This window comes from Streptococcus sp. HSISS2, from assembly GCF_000448665.1.
GTDB lineage: Bacteria > Bacillota > Bacilli > Lactobacillales > Streptococcaceae > Streptococcus > Streptococcus raffinosi.
Genome location: NZ_CM002133.1, coordinates 372,614 through 390,288, shown reverse-complemented (window position 1 = coordinate 390,288; position 17,675 = coordinate 372,614). Strand labels below are relative to the sequence as shown.

The window sequence follows — 17,675 nt, the reverse complement described above, 5'->3', positions numbered from 1 at the left end:
TAACTAGGTCTCCCCATTGGTGGAACGGTTTTTGCAGAGGTCGCCATCTTCTCAGGTGTTGGTCTGATTATGGCCAAGTATCCATCTTTAGTCATTGCCAGTCACCAGGCAGCCATGAACTTCTCAAACCTCATGTATGCCTTTCCTCTCAGCATTTCCAGTGCCATGGCTATCATTATTTCCTACGAATTTGGGGCCAGACGCATGGATTCGGTCAAGAGCTACAGCAAGCTGGGACGGTTAACAGCCCTTAGGATTTTCTATCTTTACCTTGATTTTCCTCTACTTCTTGCGTTATGATTTGGCTGAACTTTATGGGCATGAGCCTGACTTTTTGAGAATGACGGCCATTTTCATGACCTATAGCCTCTTCTTCCAAGTGGCAGATGTCTTTGCGGCTCCGCTTCAAGGAATCCTGCGTGGCTATAAAGATACCAAAGTACCTTTTTATCTCGGTGTCCTAACCTACTGGGGCATCACCCTCCCAGTTGGCTTCCTGCTTGAAAAAGCCACTGGCCTTGGTCCCTATAGTTACTGGATTGGTCTGATTGCCAGTCTTATCGTCAGTGGTCTCTGTTACCAATGGCGTTTAAATAAGATCGTTAAGCGTTACGAATTTCATCGTTGATATACCTTAAGCAGTCTCATCAGACTGCTTTTTATCTGCTCAAATCTTGATAACAAAGAAAAAGCCTCCTGCATATTGAAAACAGATGAACTGTTATCAATACACAGAAAACTTTTTTATGAGTGATTCTTTAGATTCAGATTTTCCTACAGCATTACCCAGATGAACTTATTAATGAAAACAAAGTTGTTTGATATGAAAAAAAGTGTCACAAAGTCCAGCCGGATCAACTAGGGCACTATAGAACATGACTAAACCACATAGTGCTAAGAAATGATAAAAATAAACGACCTTCTCTCCTGTTTTAGGGAGTAAGAGAAAAGACCAAAACCATAAGCCACAAATCGTTACTAATATGATTATTTTATCAACGCATTCCATAACAATTTCTCCATCATAGAAGATTTAGCACAATAAAATAGCCCAAAGGACTATCTGAATATTATCATAAAAACCTAACAAGTGCTGTCATATTCCCTAAGGGAAATCTCGGGGATTTTGTCGCTAGTTTTGTTTGAGTAAGTTTAGACATATAATATCATAATTGGGAGGTTGGGGAAGACTATTATTACACAAAGTACAATAATGTTTACAGACACCAAAACTAGTAATTAAAGGGAAAATCAATTCTTTACACTTGTTAGATTTCTCACTACTATAGTGTACTACTTTTTTGGTTTGATGTGTAAAACAATTTGTATAAAATTGTAAAAAAATGTAATGAAATGTCACTTTTTTGTCCTGAATGGTCATATCACATGACATGTTAGTTCTTGTAGCACATGGATTTTCCAATATTGAAACGCTCATTATTAAAGAGGCTGGCTCAAAAGAAACCAACCTCCTAAATAAAGTGTTAAAAAGCACTTAAACATGATGATTCGATTGTCAGATAGAGCCCCAAGAGCAAGCCAAACTAGAACTTTTGCAATTTCAATGCTTTTGTCCTGTATATCAGTTTATGCAACTCTCATCAGTCCACCTGATCAAGCAAGTAAGCATAACCTTCTTTTTCCATATCTGCCTTAGGAACAAATCGTGTTGCGGCACCATTGATACAATAGCGCAAACCACCTTTATCGCTTGGACCATCTGGAAAGACATGCCCTAGATGGGAGTCCCCCGCACGACTACGGACCTCGATACGTTCCATATTGTGAGAATAATCTTCCTTGTAGTTGGCTACCTCAGGACTAATCGGATGGGAAAAACTGGGCCAACCACAGGCAGAATCAAACTTGTCCTTGGATGAAAAGAGAGGTTCACCAGTCACCACATCCACATAGATGCCAGGTTCAAACTGATTCCAAAGGGGACTCGTAAAGGCACGTTCCGTCCCATTTTCCTGAGTAACCGCATAGGCTTCTGGGCTCAAACTTTTCTTAAGATCCTCCTGATTTGGCTTGTGATAGGCACTGGCATCAATGACTGGAGTTGAGGCTTGATTGACATTGATATGGCAGTAGCCCTTAGGATGCTTCTTGAGATAATCCTGATGGTACTCCTCAGCAGGAATAAAGTGTTGCAAAGGCAACAACTCAACCGCCAAAGGCTGACCGTATTGTTCGGACATCTCTTGGAAAACTTGCTTGATGACTGGTAGGTCATTGTCATCTGTGTAATAAACACCCGTGCGGTACTGACTGCCCACATCATTGCCCTGTTTATTTTTGCTTAGAGGGTTGATGATACGGAAGTAATGTAGCAAAATCTCTCGCAATGACACTTGGCTGGCATCATAAGTCACCTGAACAGTCTCAGCATGACCCGTCTGACCGATGAGCTCATAGCGAGTGGTCTCACTACGTCCATTAGCATAACCCGAAACAGCATCTAACACACCAGGAACACGTGAAAAGTATTCCTCCACGCCCCAGAAACAGCCACCAGCAAGATAAATAGTATGATTATTAGGATTTGACATTTTTAACACTCCCTTCAATAAATACTTGCATCTCCACGCCTTAAGTGTAACGCTTTTGAGAAGATTTCGCACTTATGGCGACTTGGGGAGAGAAAAAAAATCCCACCACAATTGTGATAGGATATTATTTTTATTCCATTTCAAAGCTTTCGCTCTTGATCTTATCAGGTAAGATGAGAGACAAAAGGATACACAAGATGGCTGGTATCAACCATGGCAATGATGCTCTCGACAATGGGAGGAAGTTAATAAGGGCATTGAGTCCCGCAAGTTTAAACTGGCTTCCAATTACACTAAGCAAGGCAATCAGCGTGACTACTGCAACTGTCACTTGCATACCAGGTTTAGACAAGGCCACGAACTTGTTGGCAATCACAATCATGACAATCGCGATGGTAATTGGGTAGAGAATCAAAAGCACTGGTACTGAGAAAGCAATGATATTATTAAGTCCCAAGTTGGCAATCGCAAACCCAATCAAGGTAAAGATAATGGTGTAAGCCTTGTAAGATACTTTCGGAAATGCCTTGTGGAAGAATTCTCCTGTCGCAACGATAAGTCCTGCGGTTGTTGTGAAACAAGTCACTGTCACCATGATAGCTAGGAAAATCTGAGCAGCTGGTCCAAAGATAGCTTGTGTGGCTTGTGACAAGACGCTAGCACCAATATTGGCATCTTTTGGTAGTCCGGCCACTTGAAGTGGGAAATGATTTCCCAAAAAGGCTAATCCCAAATACAGAGCACCAAAGAGAATAGTCACTACAAAACCAACGACCCAAATCGTTGAGATATACTCTTTTTTAGACTTAAAGCCTAATTGGTTGAGTGTGACTACTGCTACTACACTAAAGGCCACAGAGGCTAAGGCATCCAAGGTGTTATAGCCTTCCAAGAAGCCTTTACCAAAAGCAGAAGCCTGATAGGCCTGACTAGCAGCCTGAGGACTATGACCACCGTATTTAAGTGCTCCTGCCACAATCACCATAACAATCATGATAGCAAAGACAGGTGTTAAGATGCGTCCAATACTATCTAGAATTTTAGATGGATTCATGGCAATCCAAAGTGCTAGAGCAAAGTAGATTACGGTAAAGACAAAGAGCCAAAGGCTAGTATGTCCACTTCCAATCAAAGGAGAGAAGCCAATTGAAAAGGCGGCGGCGGCCGTTCTAGGAATGGCAAAGAAAGGACCAATGGATAGATAAAGTACTGCCAAATAGACTAGGGCAAACTTAGGCGAGATTTTTTGAGAAATCTCATGAATGTAACCCTTAGGATTTAAAGTCCCGATAACCAGTGTCAGGATGGCAATACCAACACCTGATAGGACAAAGCCGGCAATGGCTGGCCAAAAATGACCTCCAGATTCAAAGCCTAACTGAGGAGGAAAGGTCAGATTTCCCGCTCCAAAGAACATACCAAACAACAATAAAGCTGTAAGGCTTCCCTTTTTTAACATAAGTTTCTCCAATCTAAAACAAACAAGATCTTATGCCCTAAATAGACACAACTTGTTTATTATCATTTTAGTCAACTTGTTTAGTATGACATGATTAGTTTGGAACTTCAAGCTATTGAAACGTATTTACAAAGGTTTTTAAAATTGCAAATTTTCTGTATCCTTGTACGAAAAAACTAGACAAGATTCTCATCTCGTCTAGTTTGATATTTTGATTATGGGTGACTGACAATCAATTCAAGCTCTCCCTTAATTTGCCATGTTTCAACATCGCTAGGAAGAATAAAGTGGCTGCCTTTTGCAATGTCATAATCTTGCCCATCTACTTTAAGGCTTCCTTGACCGTCAAGTACACTAAACAAACTGTAATCAGCAGTCTTTTCAAAATCAGCCTTACCTGAGATTTCCCATTTGTAAACGGCGAAGAAATCACTTGCTACTAAGAGCGTTGATTTGAGGTCATCTACTTTTGTTGTGACTGGTCGACTGTTGGCTGGCTCACCGATAGTAAGGACATCGATAGATTTTTCAAGATGGAGTTCACGCAGGTTACCTTGATCATCTTTACGGTCAAAATCATAGACACGGTAGGTCGTATCACTAGATTGTTGCGTTTCAAGAACCATGATACCTGCACCAATAGCATGCATGGTACCACTTGGCACATAGAAGAAATCACCTGCTTTAACTGGAACCTTAGTCAAAAGATTTTCCCAATCCTTACTTTCAATTTGCTGACGCAGTTCTTCTTTTGATTTGGCATTGTGGCCATAAATAATTTCAGCACCTGGTTCAGCAGCAATGATATACCAACACTCTGTTTTACCAAGTTCACCTTCATGTTCAAGTCCATAAGCATCATCTGGATGGACCTGCACACTAAGCCAATCATTGGCATCCAAAATCTTAGTCAAAAGTGGGAAGACAGGTTCTTGACGATTGCCAAATAATTCACGATGCTCTGCATAAAGAACATCTATAGTTTGACCGGCATAACGACCATTCTTAATAGTAGAAACACCATTTGGGTGAGCAGAAATAGCCCAGTACTCTCCGACATGGTCGCTTGGAATGTCGTAGCCAAAGACATCACGCAAATGCGTGCCACCCCAAATTTTCTCCTGCATAACAGATTGTAAAAATAATGGTTCAGACATAATAACTCCTTATATAAGAATGAATAGACTCAAAATCTATGTCTTAACATAGATGATTACCCACATCATGATAAATGAATCAGTTCCACTTTAAAGCGGATGCTCCAAAAATCACCTATAGCCAGTAAGCTCCATCATCAGCAAATCACAAACAGATTTTGACGAGTAATTACCTCAATTATAAGCATAATTTGTGAAAATATCAACAAAGTCCTTAAAGAAATCATAAGATTTTGGCTTAATGGCTGCAAGTCATTTCAATAGCAAATTTCCTTTAAGAATCCTACTCATTCCTTCATTTTTCGGATAGATTAATTGAATTTAAAGACTTTTTAATCTATAATGTTAGTGATACTATGAAAGGAAATCTTCTCAATGAAATTCTATTCCTACGACTATGTGCTAAGTCAGATTAGCCAACAAAACTGGGTTATGGTTGCCATTACTGCAGGACTTATTTTAGTGACCGGCGTATTTGCTTTTAAGGCCTTTAAAGAACGCCATGATACTAAGTTTCGTGAACTCTCTATTATTTCTATTTTAACCTTAGTTGCCGTGGTTCTAATTGCTATCAGTAATTTCCAAAGCAATCAATCAAACGATAACCAATTTAGAGCATCTCTTCACTTTATCGAGGTTGTCTCTAAAAATCTCGACGTTGATAAGAGCAAGGTTTATGTTAATACTTCTACCACTACAGATGGTGCTATTCTCAAAGTTGGAAACAAGTACTATCGTGCCATCTCAGGTTCAGAACCTGACAGCTACTTGCTAGAACAAATAAAACTTTACAAGTCTGATGTTGAACTCGTGGAGGTTAAAAAATGACATCTTTTTATCTTGCTGTTGCAATTAAACTAGCTTTGGGGCTTATTTCACTCGTCTTTGTTATCAATTTAACAGGTAAAGGAAACCTAGCACCTAGCTCAGCTACTGACCAAGTACAGAACTTTGTTCTTGGTGCAATCCTCGGTGGTACAATTTATAGTAGTACCGTTTCCATCCTTCAGTACATTGTTATCCTGATTATTTGGACTATTTTGATCTTACTTCTTAAATGGCTCATCACCAATATTCACTTTATCAAACATTTGATTGACGGTAAACCAACCGTCATCATCAAACAGGGTCAACTAGATCCTGAAGCTTGTCGCTCTATAGGACTTTCAGCTTCTGATGTCGCTTTAAAATTACGTTCTCAAGGAATTTTTCAACTCAAAGAGGTTAAACGTGCAGTTATTGAACAGAACGGCCAATTGATTGTGGTCCGTTCTGGCGATGAAAATCCAAAATATCCAATCATTACTGATGGGGTCATTCAAACAGAAATTCTTGATACTATTGGTAAAACGGAAGATTGGTTAAATGAAGAGCTTCAAAAATTAGGATATGAAAACGTTTCGGATATCTTTATAGCTGAATACGATAAAGGAAACATTAATGTCGTTACTTATTAAACAAATCACTTGCATTATCGTTTAATATTGTCTACAATGGTCTCATCATAAAAAGGAGGTTCTACTATGGGAATCGAAGATAAATTGAATCAAGCTAAAGGCGCTCTTAAAGAGGGTGCTGGCAAACTTTCTGGTGATAAAAAACTCAAGCCGAAGGTGCTGTCGAAAAAGTGGTAGCAAAAGCAAAAGACGGTATCGAAGATGTTAAAGAAGGCGTTGAAGGTGCTGTTGAAGGCCTTAAAAATGCTTTTTCTAAAAAATAATAATAAATAAACAGAAGCTCTTTTCCTTTTTTGAAGAGGGCTTCTGTTTTTCTTTATGTTCTTAACTAGAATTACTTACGAGAATGCTTGCTTCCTTTTAAGGCAAATGAGGTTGTCATCATAACTGCTCCTAATGCGCCTAGTCCCAAACTGCTCACATCACCAGTATTTGGTAGACTTGATTTACTTGTTTGATTGCTTTGTGAACTTTTAGATGACTGATTAGCCTTAGAACTTGTTTGGGTATTTTGTTTCTGAGCAAGATTAGTTTGTACGACTGAGCTTACATTTTCCTTTTGACTCACGCCTACATGACCTTTTGATGCTTCAGAAGTTTGTTTTTGAGTAAGAATATTATCCAATTTCTCAGCAGTCTCTTGAGCTTGTTGTTGGGCACTGCTTGTCGCATTAGTCATTGTTTGTGTCGGTTGCTCTTTTGTAGGCTGGTTAGCAAGAGAGGTATTTGATTTAAGAGACGCTCCTTCAGAGCTTGAAGAATTTGATGTTGGCGTATTTTGATTTGATAAAGCTGTGTTTGTCGCTGTCATTGCTGGAGCATTGGTAGCTGAACTTGTACTACTTGTGCTAGTTGTATTCTCAGAACTTGTCGAAGCAGATTGGCCCCACGGTGTGTTTACGCTTCCGGTATTGGTAGAGCTTCCCCCATAGCTAGTCGGTCCACCGTAGCCTCCGAAGTTATCAGACATTGAGCTATTGCCAAAGCCACCGCCTGGGAAGCCGCCCATGCCACCAGCACCAGGACCATTGTTTGTGCCTTCTTCAGTAGCTGTTGCAGTCACACTAGCACCACTTGATGTCGTAATGGTATAGGTTTCACCCGAAGTTAGACTCTCGGTACTAAAGACCACATTTCCAAATGAAGTTGTTGCTGTTGTGGTCGCTACAACATTTCCAGAACTATCTGTAACTGTGATGGTATCTCCAGCACTACCAGAGATGTTGGCCATGATATAAGACTGGCTTGAACCCGTTGTAAAGGCCTGAGCCATTCCTTGGTTACCTATGGCCCAAACGGTACCGCCAGAAATAATACCTGTTCCATCGTAGTCGATAGCAGCATTATCTGCACTTGTCTGAGCGACGTAGAGAGAACCACTTTTCACTGTCACATTGCCGTTACTGTCGATACCATCACCGTCTGCCAGAATAGTTACCGTTGCACCGTCAATATTGATGCCCACTTCATTTTCCAAGTCAGAAGTCGAATTGGTTAAGCTTGAAGTATCAGCGCTGTCCTTGGTCGTCCACTCAGTGGCGTTAATACCATCATCACCAGCAGTGATATCAACGGTTCCACCTGTCAAATTGATATAACGCCCTTCAAGGCCTTCGTCACCTGCTACAACTGTTACTTTAGAATTGCCTTCGACAGTCAATTCATCTGTAACCGTGATACCTTTATCAGTTGCATTAATGGTTACCGTTGAGTCGGTAATCGTCAAATCACCACTGTTCACATCTGTTTCGTCTTCGACCTGAATACCGTCATCAGTTGCCGTGATGTTGACTGTGGCATTTTTAATAGTTACAGCTGTCGTCGCATTGATACCATCCTTTGCCTCAGAAGTCAAATCAAGTGTTACAGAGTCAACCGTTACACTGTCAGCCTTGATGGCGTGCTTTTCAGTGCTTGAAAGGGTCAAGTTACTTCCAGTACCACTGGTAATGGTCAAGGCTCCCGCTGCTTCAATCGCATTAGCAGACGTCGAAGAAATAGAACTGTCTGAAAGGACATTAACAGTCAATTCTGCTGAAGAATTGGAAGTAATAGACGAATCCGTTAAGGTCACACCATCCAAGTAGATTGTAACTGGATCTGTCACGCTACCTGACACAATAATGGTATAGCTTGAACCATTTCCGGTCAAAGTGTATGATCCTGCTTGATTGATGGTAATTGTCGTTCCATCAACTGTGACAGTACCGCTATCACTTGTTACCACGGTTGTTCCATTGAAAGTAATCGTTGTCGTTGAGCTTTCTGAATCACTATCTTCAGACTCAGTTGTCGTCGTTTCAGTAGCTGAATCTGAGGCGCTGTTGGTTAACACTGAAGCTGTTTCAGATGCAGTGGCTTCAGTGGTGCTTGAGCTTGTATTAGAGCTAGTGTTTTCGTCTGCATTGTTCGTTTCAGATGCTGAGGTTTCACTAGTTGTGCTTTCAGCAGTTTCAGAAGAACTTGCTTCTGGAGTTGCGGAAGTACTTGAATGATCAGATGTTTCACTGCTTGTTGATGTAGCAGTCGTGTCCTCTGTCGTACTTGTTGTACTTATTGTACTTATTGTTGACAAATCAGTGTCTGAAGTTGAAGTCGCAGTTGAAGTACTTTTAGCCGATTCTGTGCTTGTTTCAGTAGTGTCTGATGTATTGTCGGTCTGAGTACTTTCTTCAATTAAATCAGCAGTGGTTTCACCTGTTGAAACCGTTGAGAGTGTTGATTCAGTGTTTGTCTCGTCTGCTGAAACCTTGCTGTCATTTAAGACAACTGAGCTAGCAAAGATTAAGCTCGCTACCAGGACTGAACCAGCAGTTTTCCATTTTGATGATTTCTTAATGGCATAACGTTCTTGTGTTTGTTTAGTTTGTTTGTATGTCATTTTTTGTTCCTCTTACTTTTGTGATGACTCTATTAAACACAAGAAACCTAAGATAAGACTTAAAGAAAAGTTAACCTTTCCTTAATGTAAAAAAATCCCCAAGATATTGGGAACTTTCATACTATAGGATAAACCACTCTAACTTCTACCGAAACAATTAACCTTTCATCACTGAAAGTCATTCCTGTCTCATGCAGGCATTTGCTAAAGAGATTCTCATGAAGCTCTTGCCAATAGGATAAGCTTCAGTCTATAAGGTCTTCCTTGTAGGATTACCACATTTGGTAAGCTTTCATATTTGTACTCCTATACTTCCTCTCTCTTCATTTTACCAAAAACGCTAGGTCAGCAGAAGTAAAATAAGGTTTCATTACATTTCAGTACATGCTAGGAATCTTGATTTCATGCGATTTTTGAAATTTTGAATTCCAGCAGATTGGAGCACTAATTAATGAAATCTCTACTTTTTTCTCTACCTTTTTAGGCTTGAAAAATTGAATCGGATAACCAAATAAAAGATGCTCTAGTTAATCATAAAACTAGAGCGTCTTTTATTAATTAAATCAATAATAAGTTATTAGTACAACACACAACCAATAGTTTCAAGCAAAAATTTGATAGTAATTTACTTATAAAAACCCTTCATTAAGTTATTTAAGTCAGTTTTTAGAATAATCTGCCTATCTTGAGTTAATTGACATTTTTCGTCATGGATTAGCTTTTCTAATATCTTTTCTCCTAATATTCCACCAATATGAAACTTTCTTTCAGAAAAATCTAAACATAATTTGATATTAGGATTAGACTGATAACCCAACCATTGCTGTATGGCATTACTTCCTGCTTGAGTTAAAGAGTAGCTGATAGGGGATTCCTGTTCCATTAATTTATTTTGAATAAACCACTCAAATATTGAAACTCCTGCTTTCCCTGCTAAATGGTGCAAACATGTCCGTGCTTCACCAAGCTTAATTGCTTGAGGACGTCTAGACAGTTTTGCAATAGCTTGTCTTCCTTGCTCCGTGGTGAGAGTACTATCATTATTTAATTTATAGTAAATTCGGCCGTAAAAGTTAAATAAAACTATTTTAGGACTAGCCTTTAAAAAAGCAATTTCACTTTTCGATAAAGAATACCCTAAAGTTCTTTCAATCTCATTTTGGGTGAGAAAACGGTTAGCTGATAAAACCGAGATAATTTGTGACGTTGACATAGTAGTTCACTACCTTTTTAATGATTAAAGCCTCAATTTTTAAAGAAATGGTAGAAATTCGGCATAAGTTGTGTAATGAGCTGTGTTGGCTCATAAAGAACGAATTTTTTAGCTTTGGTTGTCGTTAATAAATTAGCATCCTTTAAAATTTGTAAATGTCTGGATATACTTGAATTACTCATTAATAAAATTTGAGCCAAAGATTGTGTCGTACTTGGTTTATCAATAACATAATTCATAATTTGTAAACGGACAGGGTCACTCAAAGCTTTAAAAATAGTAATCAAATTTTCCGGTGTGGAGTTATAGTAACTTGGCTGATCTGTAATATCATAGGTAATAGCAATTCCTTGGTTGAAAGATTCAACAAACAGATGAGGCCAAATAAAATAACTTGGTAATAACATAATAGAATCACTATCTTGCAGTTGGATTTCTTGGTCAAAAGGTTTAATGATGGCCAGCCTGTCCTTTCTCCAATGAATGCGGTCAATTTGCAAATGATTAAACATTTCTTCAAAACCATTTTCCCTTAAAAAAGAAGCTTGATGTTGGATTTCTGTTAAGAGCTTTCGTTGAATACCTTTACTTTTCCAAGTTTCATCAAATATTTCTTGGCGGTACCAATCAATAAAAGAGAAAAGATGTTGATAAACACCAGAGGCATTCTTCCTCAAGTCTATAAGTAACTGATTATCCTCATTCAAAGAAAAATCCTTCCATTCTAATCCTTTTGCTAATGTTGGAATGAAGGAGTTTTCTCTGTCACTGGACACTTTCTCTAAATGCTCAATTAATTGAATAGTTGGGAGCCCATCAAGAAATTTCTTTAAATTTTGTATCTCTTCTTCAATCGTTGTCGCATGATAGCGAAAATTACAAAGTAAAATAGGAGAAACACCAAGTTCATAAAAAAGTTGAAAATAGTGAAGCTTCTCATAGAAATCATCTGTCAATCTATCTTGTATCTCAATGACCCAATCAATATTTGTACCATGATGACGCGGGTTCAATAAGACATGTAAGCTTCTAAAAAGTTCATTTAAGGGTGAGTACACAAATTGTATCCTTTGTGTTAATGTTTCATCCGTTTTCAGAGCATAGTTACTAAATTGAACTGTAATAGTCATGTGCATGCTCCTTCTAAACGATTCGATATTTTTAGAATCGATTGATTAAAATTTTATTTCATTGTATCATATTTATAATTTTTAGAAAAGAGGTTATATTTATGATACACGATACTAAACATTTAATTTACACAGCTAAACCCAAGGAGGAAATTTTATGAGTAGACGGTTGCAGGATTTACTAATAACAGTTATCGCAGGTATGGGAATGTTATTGTCAACTTTAGATACTGGTATTATCAATGTAGCACTATCTTTCCTAAAAGAGCAATTCCATACAACAGCTAATACTGCAGCTTTTACAATAACTGGATATGCACTGGCATTGGCAATATTCATACTTCCTTTAGGCATTTTTAGTGACAAATTCGGCAAACTAAAAATTTCTTACTTAGGATTCGTTCTTTTTGGACTTAGCTCGCTTTTTTGTGGGTTTGCTAATAGTATTGGTTGGCTTATCGCTGGACGAGTAATTCAAGGAATTGGGGCAGCTGCCTTACAAGCTACTTCTGCAGCTTTGATTACAACATTAGTATCAGAAGAACAAAAAATAGCTCTATTAGTATTTTAGGAGTTATGATAGGTTTAGGTCCTGTATTAGGTCCCTCTTTAGGTGGCATATTGCTATCTTTAAATGTTTGGCGATTTATTTTTTGGATAAATGTCCCTTTCGTAATTATTGGTATTATTTGCAATCACTATCTTCTTAACAAAGTTTCTGAGCAGACTAACAATCAAAAATTAGACACATCTGGAACAATTGTTAATGCAATAATGTTAATTTGCCTATTGTTAGGACTATCATTATTAAGTAAGAGTCATTTACAAATAATCAGTCTTTTTCTAATAATAATTAGTTTATTGATTGGTATTTTATTTTATCGAATTGAATTTATCCAAAAAATCCACTTGTCAGTGTTAAGGGACTTAAGGAGAATCCTAAAGTAATTTCTCACTTTTTACAGACGATTGCTTTTGGTTTTGCCTCTGCCATGATATTTTTACTACCTCCATTTATTTTTGAACAGTTATATCATTTAGGAGTAGGAGTTACTGGATTTCTTGTTTTGGGAGCTCCAGTTGGATTAGTTATCTTTTCACGAGTATCAGGAAAATTGAACGATGGGAGTAAAAACATAACTTTTAGTCGCTTAGGTTTGGGTATTATTTGCCTGTCTTTAATTTTCTTAGTATTTCTTAATCCCAAATGGTCTTATCTGTTTCTAACTTTTGGACTTTTTATTTATGGTGTTGGTGGTGGCTATTTTCAGCCTGCAAATATCGCCAGTATTATGCAAGCCAGTCCCATGGAAATGCAAGGAAGCACGGGAGCTTTACAACGAATGGTACAAAATATTGCCATTTCGGCTGGTTCAGCAGTTGGTTCAACCTGTCTAAATCTTTGGCCAAACAATCTATTATTAGCTACTCGGATTGGATGGGGAATTACATTAGTGTTAGTTATTATGAGTTTAAAGGGCATGATTTTTTCAAAACACAATAATTAACTATAAAAAGGATTTCAGTGACTACTGAAATCTTTTCTCTCTTCATTTTACCAAAAAACGCTAGGTCATCAGATCCAGCGTTTTAATCTTAATACTTAGAATGTTTGTAACCATAAAAGGCATAAATAGCTGAACCGATTAGCACTGCTATGCCAAAGGCTAACCAGGTCTGCCAACTATACTGACTCATAAAGGAGAGACAGACGATAATTGAGATAATTGGCAAGACCGGAACAAATGGGACCTTAAATTCATCCTTCTGCGGCAAGCCCTTGTCCTTACGAAGAATGATGAGGGCAATAGCCAAGAGAACCAGGTAAGCCAAGGTCGCAATGTTAACCAAAGATGCCATATTAGCCAAAGAGAAGAGTCCTGCTGAGATGGCTGAAAGGATACCAGTCAAAAGTGTCGCATGATGTGGAACCTTATGGGTCTTTGAAACCTTTTGGAAGGTTTGTGGAAGGAAACCATCACGCGCCAAGCTATAAACCATACGGCTAAGGGCATAGGCCATGGAAATACATACGGTAATCAAGGTCATAATGGCAACCACCGATACATAATTGGCAGCCCAAGGCACACCAATATAACGAAGGGCATAAGCTACAGCATCGTCAACATTTAGCTTAGTATAGTGAACCGCTCCCGTCAAGACTAGCGAAACCACTGCATAAAGTGCAGCGACGATAATCAAGGCGAGAACAATGCCTCGAGGAACATTCTTTTGGGGTTCCTTAATCTCATCTACTGTCATAGAGATAGATTCAAAACCAAGAAAACCAAAGAACATGAGAGAAGCCCCCGCCATAATCCCCGTCTTACCACCATAGATTTGGCCAAAGCCAAATGGTGCGAAGTTAGCCCAGTTGCTTGGATTCAGATGGAAGAGACCAACTAGGATAAAGACCGCCAAAGCAGAAAACTTAAGCACCACTAAGAGCGAGTTCAAACGAAGGGCTTGTTTGGAATCCAATAGGAGGAGAGCCGTCACTAGCACCAAAACCAAGACTGGCAAGAGGTCAATATAAGTCCCTTGACTCGGATTAAAAGGGCCACTGATAGCTTGAGGAAGCTGTAGACCAAAGCTTGCCAGGAGTCCCTTGAGGTAGGCTCCCCAACCAGAGGCAACACTAGACACGGCATTCATGAAAACGATCATTGTAAGCCACCCCCCCATCCAAGCAGGGTACTCACCCCAAGAGGCGTAGAGATAACCGTAAACACCACCAGCCGATGGGTAACGTGAGGCAAACTCAGCAAAGAAAATAGCTGACATACCCACACAAACGGCTGAAATCAAAACCGAAATAATCAGGGCAGGACCTGCCAAGGTTGATGCTGCGGTACCAGTAATCGTAAAGATTCCTGTTCCCACCATGGCACCAATTCCCAAGAGGACGACATCCCTGAGGGTCAGATGACGTTTCATCTCGGTTTGAGCGAGACCGACATCCTTTTTACGAAAAATACTCATTTTTATACTCCAATTTTTGAGAAATACCGCACTATTATACCATATTCCAGGCCAAAAAAGACCTATTTCTGTATTTTTATACTCCTATTATTAAAAAGCATGTTCAAGATTAGGATTTCGTAAAAATGATTTTCTAATGTATTGCCTATACCTATCAAAAACCACCTGCTCAAAATCTTGATCTAGTCGCCCATTTCTTCTACTGTTTTAGCAGATTTCTAAATATTTAAAATATTTAGAAAAGGCTATAAAAAGGATGCCAATTGCGTTTGATTCTTCTAATGAAAGATGTTAGAATGAGGTCATAAAAATGGAAAAGGGGAACTTTTATGGAAAATAAAGTTCATTTTAAACTTCATAAAGTGAAGAAACAATGGGTTACCATTGCCGTGTCTGGTTTGGCACTTGGTGCCTCATTGATTGGAGTTGGCGTCTCTGCCGACGAACAAGCTACGAATCAAGCCACCTCATCAAGCACACCTGAAAGCGTCAGCCAAGATCCCGATCTTGTCATCACAGAGACAACTACAACTACGACTAAATCTGAAGACGCAGCAACTGCTAAACCAAGCAATACAAATCCCACTGTCACGGCTGACAAACAGCCAGTCCTTAAAGAAGACCAAGCAAGTAGTTCTTACAATTTGTCCAGTGGCGAAACGAGAACTGCTCCTTCAACTTCAGAAGTCGCTAGCACAGCTACTGACGTAAACAGTCAAGCACCAGAATCTGTTGAAACTACTATCGTTTCTGGCGGTCAATTCAAGAGTGATGCTGAAGGCAACTGGTACTACCTTAAAGACGGGAAAAATCTGACAGGTGCTCAAAACGTTGACCATTTCGACCTTTATTTCCACGAGGATGGAAAGCAAGCTAAGGGCGAGATCATCACTGAAAATGGACAATCTTTCTACTATGACAAGGCCAATGGACGTAAGGTAACCAACACCTCTATCAATATCAACGGTCAAGCCTATACTGCTGATGCCCAAGGACGCCTGACAGTGGTTCTGCCTGAAACTAACAAACGCAACCAGTTTATCGAAGACAACAACCACAACTGGTATTACCTTGGTAAAGATGGCAAGCCCGTCACTGGTGCTCAGACCATTGATGGCTTTAACCTCTACTTCCACGAAGACGGTCGACAAGCTAAAAACGAAATCGTTACTATTAATGGTGATAGCTACTATTTCGATAAAGACAATGGTCGTCGTGCAACAGGTCACCAGGCTCTTGACAACGTCAACCATAAATACTTTGGTTTTTACTACTTCGACAAAGATGGCAAGATGGTCAAAGATGACTTCGTCACCGAGAATGGCGATCTTTACTACTTTGATGCTACTGGCAATCAACCTAATTTTGTCTTTGTTTCAGATAAAGCTGGTCATTGGTATTACATGAGTGACTTCAAGGCAACTAAAGGTTTCTCAGCCCCATTTGGTTTCGATACCGAATTCCTAGACCGTAGCCAATCCGACTATAAGACAAGCGTGCAAAACCTGAACGGCCAACAGTATTACTTTGATCCCAAGACTGGTATTATGGTAACCAACCGTTATGTTTCTGACGATCAGGGGAATTGGTATTACTTTGGCAAAGATGGTAAAGCGCTTCATGGTTTTCAAACAGTGGACGGTAACCTTCATTACTTCAATGATAGTGGCCAACAAGTCAAAGGTGACTTACTTTACTACAATAACGATATCTACTATTTCGATAAGGGGCTTCCAGAAGTTTTAAATAATAAAAATAAAACTATAAACACGCTAAAACTAAGTGTTTATAGTTTTTTTTATTTTTATTCTTGTCCACGTTTTTTCCGAAAAAAGTGGACATAATTGTGGACAAAGTTCTCCTTTCATCGAATATCCCCCAAATGTCCTTCAATCCATTCTAGTCGATTCTTGCGCCCGGCTGGGATATCCTCTCTCGAATAGTTCTTAAATCGCATTTCCAACATGTAAGAACCCCCACCAAGTGAACTTGACTCCAGCGCTACCTCTAAATAAGCATTAGCTATCATGTTCCCACTGGCTGTATACATTCGTCCAGTCCCGCCGATAATGTCATCATGGCTGTTTTCAAGCCATTTTAGAAGCTGTTGCTTCTTAAACTGATCATAATAAGCGTAGAATGTCATGTTGGTTTTAAGATGATTACTTAAATAATATTCATCTTGAGCCTTCCCAATCATAGCAAGCTCAAAATCATCAAATAGACAATCGAGCATTGCGTTCACTCTGCCAGCTCCCATTTTTTCGATGGAAGTGTCACCGTTCTTGAATTTTTGCCAATTGGCATCGGTAAACTTGATTCCAGGGAGTTTGTAGAAATCGTTTTCGAATTTAAAATAACGTCCCATGTATTCCAAGATTAACTCTTTGATGTCGTTATTGATAATCATTTTATTTCTCCTTTTCATTAAGCAATTACACTTTTTGGGTACCATTTAGCAGAAACTCCGTAAGGTGTCACGATTTCAAGTTTAACCGCTTTATCAGTTTCTTCAACCAATCCTTTTACGCTGATCGCACTTACTGACATAAACGCCAAGTCTTTTTTGTTGCGTCCACGAAATTCTTTTTCAGCAAACCATTTTTTAACACCTTGGAATTTAATGTTTGAAGAACGGAAGAAATAGAAATCATCCGCCATGTTTTGACGTTTAACGGCTTTCCAAGCTACTTTCAATGCTTCAGAGAAAGTCACGTCGTTTTTTTCGTTTTGAAGATTTTCCATGCTAGGCTCATTACTTGTGATTTCATTTTGTTTACTTCCTTTCTTTATCTTACATGTATATTATATATCATATATGATAGTTTGTCAACACTTTTTGGT

Annotated in this window: 12 protein-coding genes and 3 pseudogenes; 6 read left to right on the top strand and 9 right to left on the bottom strand. The window is 38.9% G+C overall.

Annotated features, from left to right (window positions below):
* A pseudogene (locus HSISS2_RS01925) lies at positions 1-628 on the top strand (MATE family efflux transporter); the annotation flags it as partial.
* Between the two features lie 973 nt (positions 629-1,601).
* On the opposite strand, the gene msrB reads toward HSISS2_RS01925, so the two are convergent.
* The 3 genes from msrB to manA form a co-directional block, all read right to left on the bottom strand.
* On the bottom strand, positions 1,602-2,552 hold the full coding sequence (msrB, locus tag HSISS2_RS01915; RefSeq protein ID WP_021145098.1) for a peptide-methionine (R)-S-oxide reductase MsrB: 951 nt from the start codon (positions 2,550-2,552) through the stop codon (positions 1,602-1,604).
* Between the two features lie 130 nt (positions 2,553-2,682).
* Positions 2,683-4,011, bottom strand: coding sequence for a branched-chain amino acid transport system II carrier protein (gene brnQ, locus HSISS2_RS01910; RefSeq protein ID WP_021145097.1), 1,329 nt, complete (start codon positions 4,009-4,011; stop codon positions 2,683-2,685).
* A 215-nt stretch (positions 4,012-4,226) separates the two neighbouring features.
* Positions 4,227-5,168 (bottom strand): mannose-6-phosphate isomerase, class I, encoded by a 942-nt coding sequence (manA, locus tag HSISS2_RS01905; RefSeq protein ID WP_021145096.1) that lies wholly within the window; start codon positions 5,166-5,168, stop codon positions 4,227-4,229.
* Positions 5,169-5,543: 375 nt separating this feature from the next.
* Here manA and HSISS2_RS01900 point away from each other — a divergent pair, with 375 nt between their 5' ends.
* The 3 genes and pseudogenes from HSISS2_RS01900 to HSISS2_RS01890 all read left to right on the top strand — a co-directional run bounded on the left by HSISS2_RS01900 (position 5,544) and on the right by HSISS2_RS01890 (position 6,888).
* Complete coding sequence (locus tag HSISS2_RS01900; protein ID WP_021145095.1) at positions 5,544-5,996, top strand: DUF3290 family protein; 453 nt, start codon at positions 5,544-5,546, stop codon at positions 5,994-5,996.
* Complete coding sequence (locus HSISS2_RS01895; RefSeq protein ID WP_021145094.1) at positions 5,993-6,625, top strand: DUF421 domain-containing protein; 633 nt, start codon at positions 5,993-5,995, stop codon at positions 6,623-6,625. Before HSISS2_RS01900 ends, HSISS2_RS01895 begins: the two co-directional genes overlap by 4 nt.
* 66 nt (positions 6,626-6,691) lie before the next feature.
* Positions 6,692-6,888, top strand: a pseudogene (locus HSISS2_RS01890) (CsbD family protein).
* A 71-nt stretch (positions 6,889-6,959) separates the two neighbouring features.
* Here HSISS2_RS01890 and HSISS2_RS01885 read toward each other — a convergent pair.
* From HSISS2_RS01885 to HSISS2_RS01875, 3 genes are all read right to left on the bottom strand, one after another.
* Positions 6,960-9,506: a carbohydrate-binding domain-containing protein gene (locus tag HSISS2_RS01885; protein WP_021145093.1), complete on the bottom strand. Its 2,547-nt coding sequence runs from the start codon at positions 9,504-9,506 to the stop codon at positions 6,960-6,962.
* 625 nt (positions 9,507-10,131) lie between these two features.
* Positions 10,132-10,389: a hypothetical protein gene (locus HSISS2_RS01880; RefSeq protein WP_002887997.1), complete on the bottom strand. Its 258-nt coding sequence runs from the start codon at positions 10,387-10,389 to the stop codon at positions 10,132-10,134.
* A 362-nt stretch (positions 10,390-10,751) separates the two neighbouring features.
* Positions 10,752-11,849 carry a helix-turn-helix transcriptional regulator gene (locus tag HSISS2_RS01875; RefSeq protein ID WP_008534963.1) on the bottom strand — a complete coding sequence of 366 codons (1,098 nt, stop codon included), beginning with the start codon at positions 11,847-11,849 and terminating at the stop codon, positions 10,752-10,754.
* Positions 11,850-12,006: 157 nt separating this feature from the next.
* Between HSISS2_RS01875 and HSISS2_RS01870 the strand changes: the two are divergent.
* Positions 12,007-13,357: pseudogene (locus HSISS2_RS01870) on the top strand (MFS transporter).
* Positions 13,358-13,445: 88 nt separating this feature from the next.
* On the opposite strand, the gene HSISS2_RS01865 reads toward HSISS2_RS01870, so the two are convergent.
* Positions 13,446-14,831, bottom strand: a complete 1,386-nt coding sequence (locus HSISS2_RS01865) for an amino acid permease (RefSeq protein ID WP_021145088.1) — start codon at positions 14,829-14,831, stop codon at positions 13,446-13,448.
* A gap of 329 nt (positions 14,832-15,160) precedes the next feature.
* Between HSISS2_RS01865 and HSISS2_RS01860 the strand changes: the two genes are divergently transcribed.
* Entirely contained in the window at positions 15,161-16,675 is a 1,515-nt protein-coding gene (locus HSISS2_RS01860; RefSeq protein ID WP_021145087.1) for a KxYKxGKxW signal peptide domain-containing protein, read from the top strand.
* Between the two features lie 20 nt (positions 16,676-16,695).
* Here HSISS2_RS01860 and acrIIA6 read toward each other — a convergent pair whose 3' ends face one another.
* Together acrIIA6 and HSISS2_RS01850 are read right to left on the bottom strand one after the other, a co-directional pair.
* Positions 16,696-17,241: an anti-CRISPR protein AcrIIA6 gene (gene acrIIA6 / locus HSISS2_RS01855; protein WP_042766898.1), complete on the bottom strand. Its 546-nt coding sequence runs from the start codon at positions 17,239-17,241 to the stop codon at positions 16,696-16,698.
* Between the two features lie 17 nt (positions 17,242-17,258).
* A complete protein-coding gene (locus HSISS2_RS01850; RefSeq protein WP_021145085.1) occupies positions 17,259-17,576 on the bottom strand; it encodes a hypothetical protein in 318 nt (105 codons plus the stop codon).
* Positions 17,577-17,675 lie beyond the last annotated feature (99 nt).

What these genes read in the sequence shown, in the direction of transcription:
- HSISS2_RS01880 (WP_002887997.1), bottom strand. Translation starts at nt 10,389, where the DNA reads ATGGAACAGGAATCCCCTATCAGCTACTCTTTAACTCAAGCAGGAAGT.
- msrB (WP_021145098.1), bottom strand. Translation starts at nt 2,552, where the DNA reads ATGTCAAATCCTAATAATCATACTATTTATCTTGCTGGTGGCTGTTTC.
- HSISS2_RS01850 (WP_021145085.1), bottom strand. Translation starts at nt 17,576, where the DNA reads ATGGAAAATCTTCAAAACGAAAAAAACGACGTGACTTTCTCTGAAGCA.
- manA (WP_021145096.1), bottom strand. Translation starts at nt 5,168, where the DNA reads ATGTCTGAACCATTATTTTTACAATCTGTTATGCAGGAGAAAATTTGG.
- HSISS2_RS01900 (WP_021145095.1), top strand. Translation starts at nt 5,544, where the DNA reads ATGAAATTCTATTCCTACGACTATGTGCTAAGTCAGATTAGCCAACAA.
- HSISS2_RS01885 (WP_021145093.1), bottom strand. Translation starts at nt 9,506, where the DNA reads ATGACATACAAACAAACTAAACAAACACAAGAACGTTATGCCATTAAG.
- HSISS2_RS01875 (WP_008534963.1), bottom strand. Translation starts at nt 11,849, where the DNA reads ATGACTATTACAGTTCAATTTAGTAACTATGCTCTGAAAACGGATGAA.
- HSISS2_RS01865 (WP_021145088.1), bottom strand. Translation starts at nt 14,831, where the DNA reads ATGAGTATTTTTCGTAAAAAGGATGTCGGTCTCGCTCAAACCGAGATG.
- HSISS2_RS01860 (WP_021145087.1), top strand. Translation starts at nt 15,161, where the DNA reads ATGGAAAATAAAGTTCATTTTAAACTTCATAAAGTGAAGAAACAATGG.
- acrIIA6 (WP_042766898.1), bottom strand. Translation starts at nt 17,241, where the DNA reads ATGATTATCAATAACGACATCAAAGAGTTAATCTTGGAATACATGGGA.
- brnQ (WP_021145097.1), bottom strand. Translation starts at nt 4,011, where the DNA reads ATGTTAAAAAAGGGAAGCCTTACAGCTTTATTGTTGTTTGGTATGTTC.
- HSISS2_RS01895 (WP_021145094.1), top strand. Translation starts at nt 5,993, where the DNA reads ATGACATCTTTTTATCTTGCTGTTGCAATTAAACTAGCTTTGGGGCTT.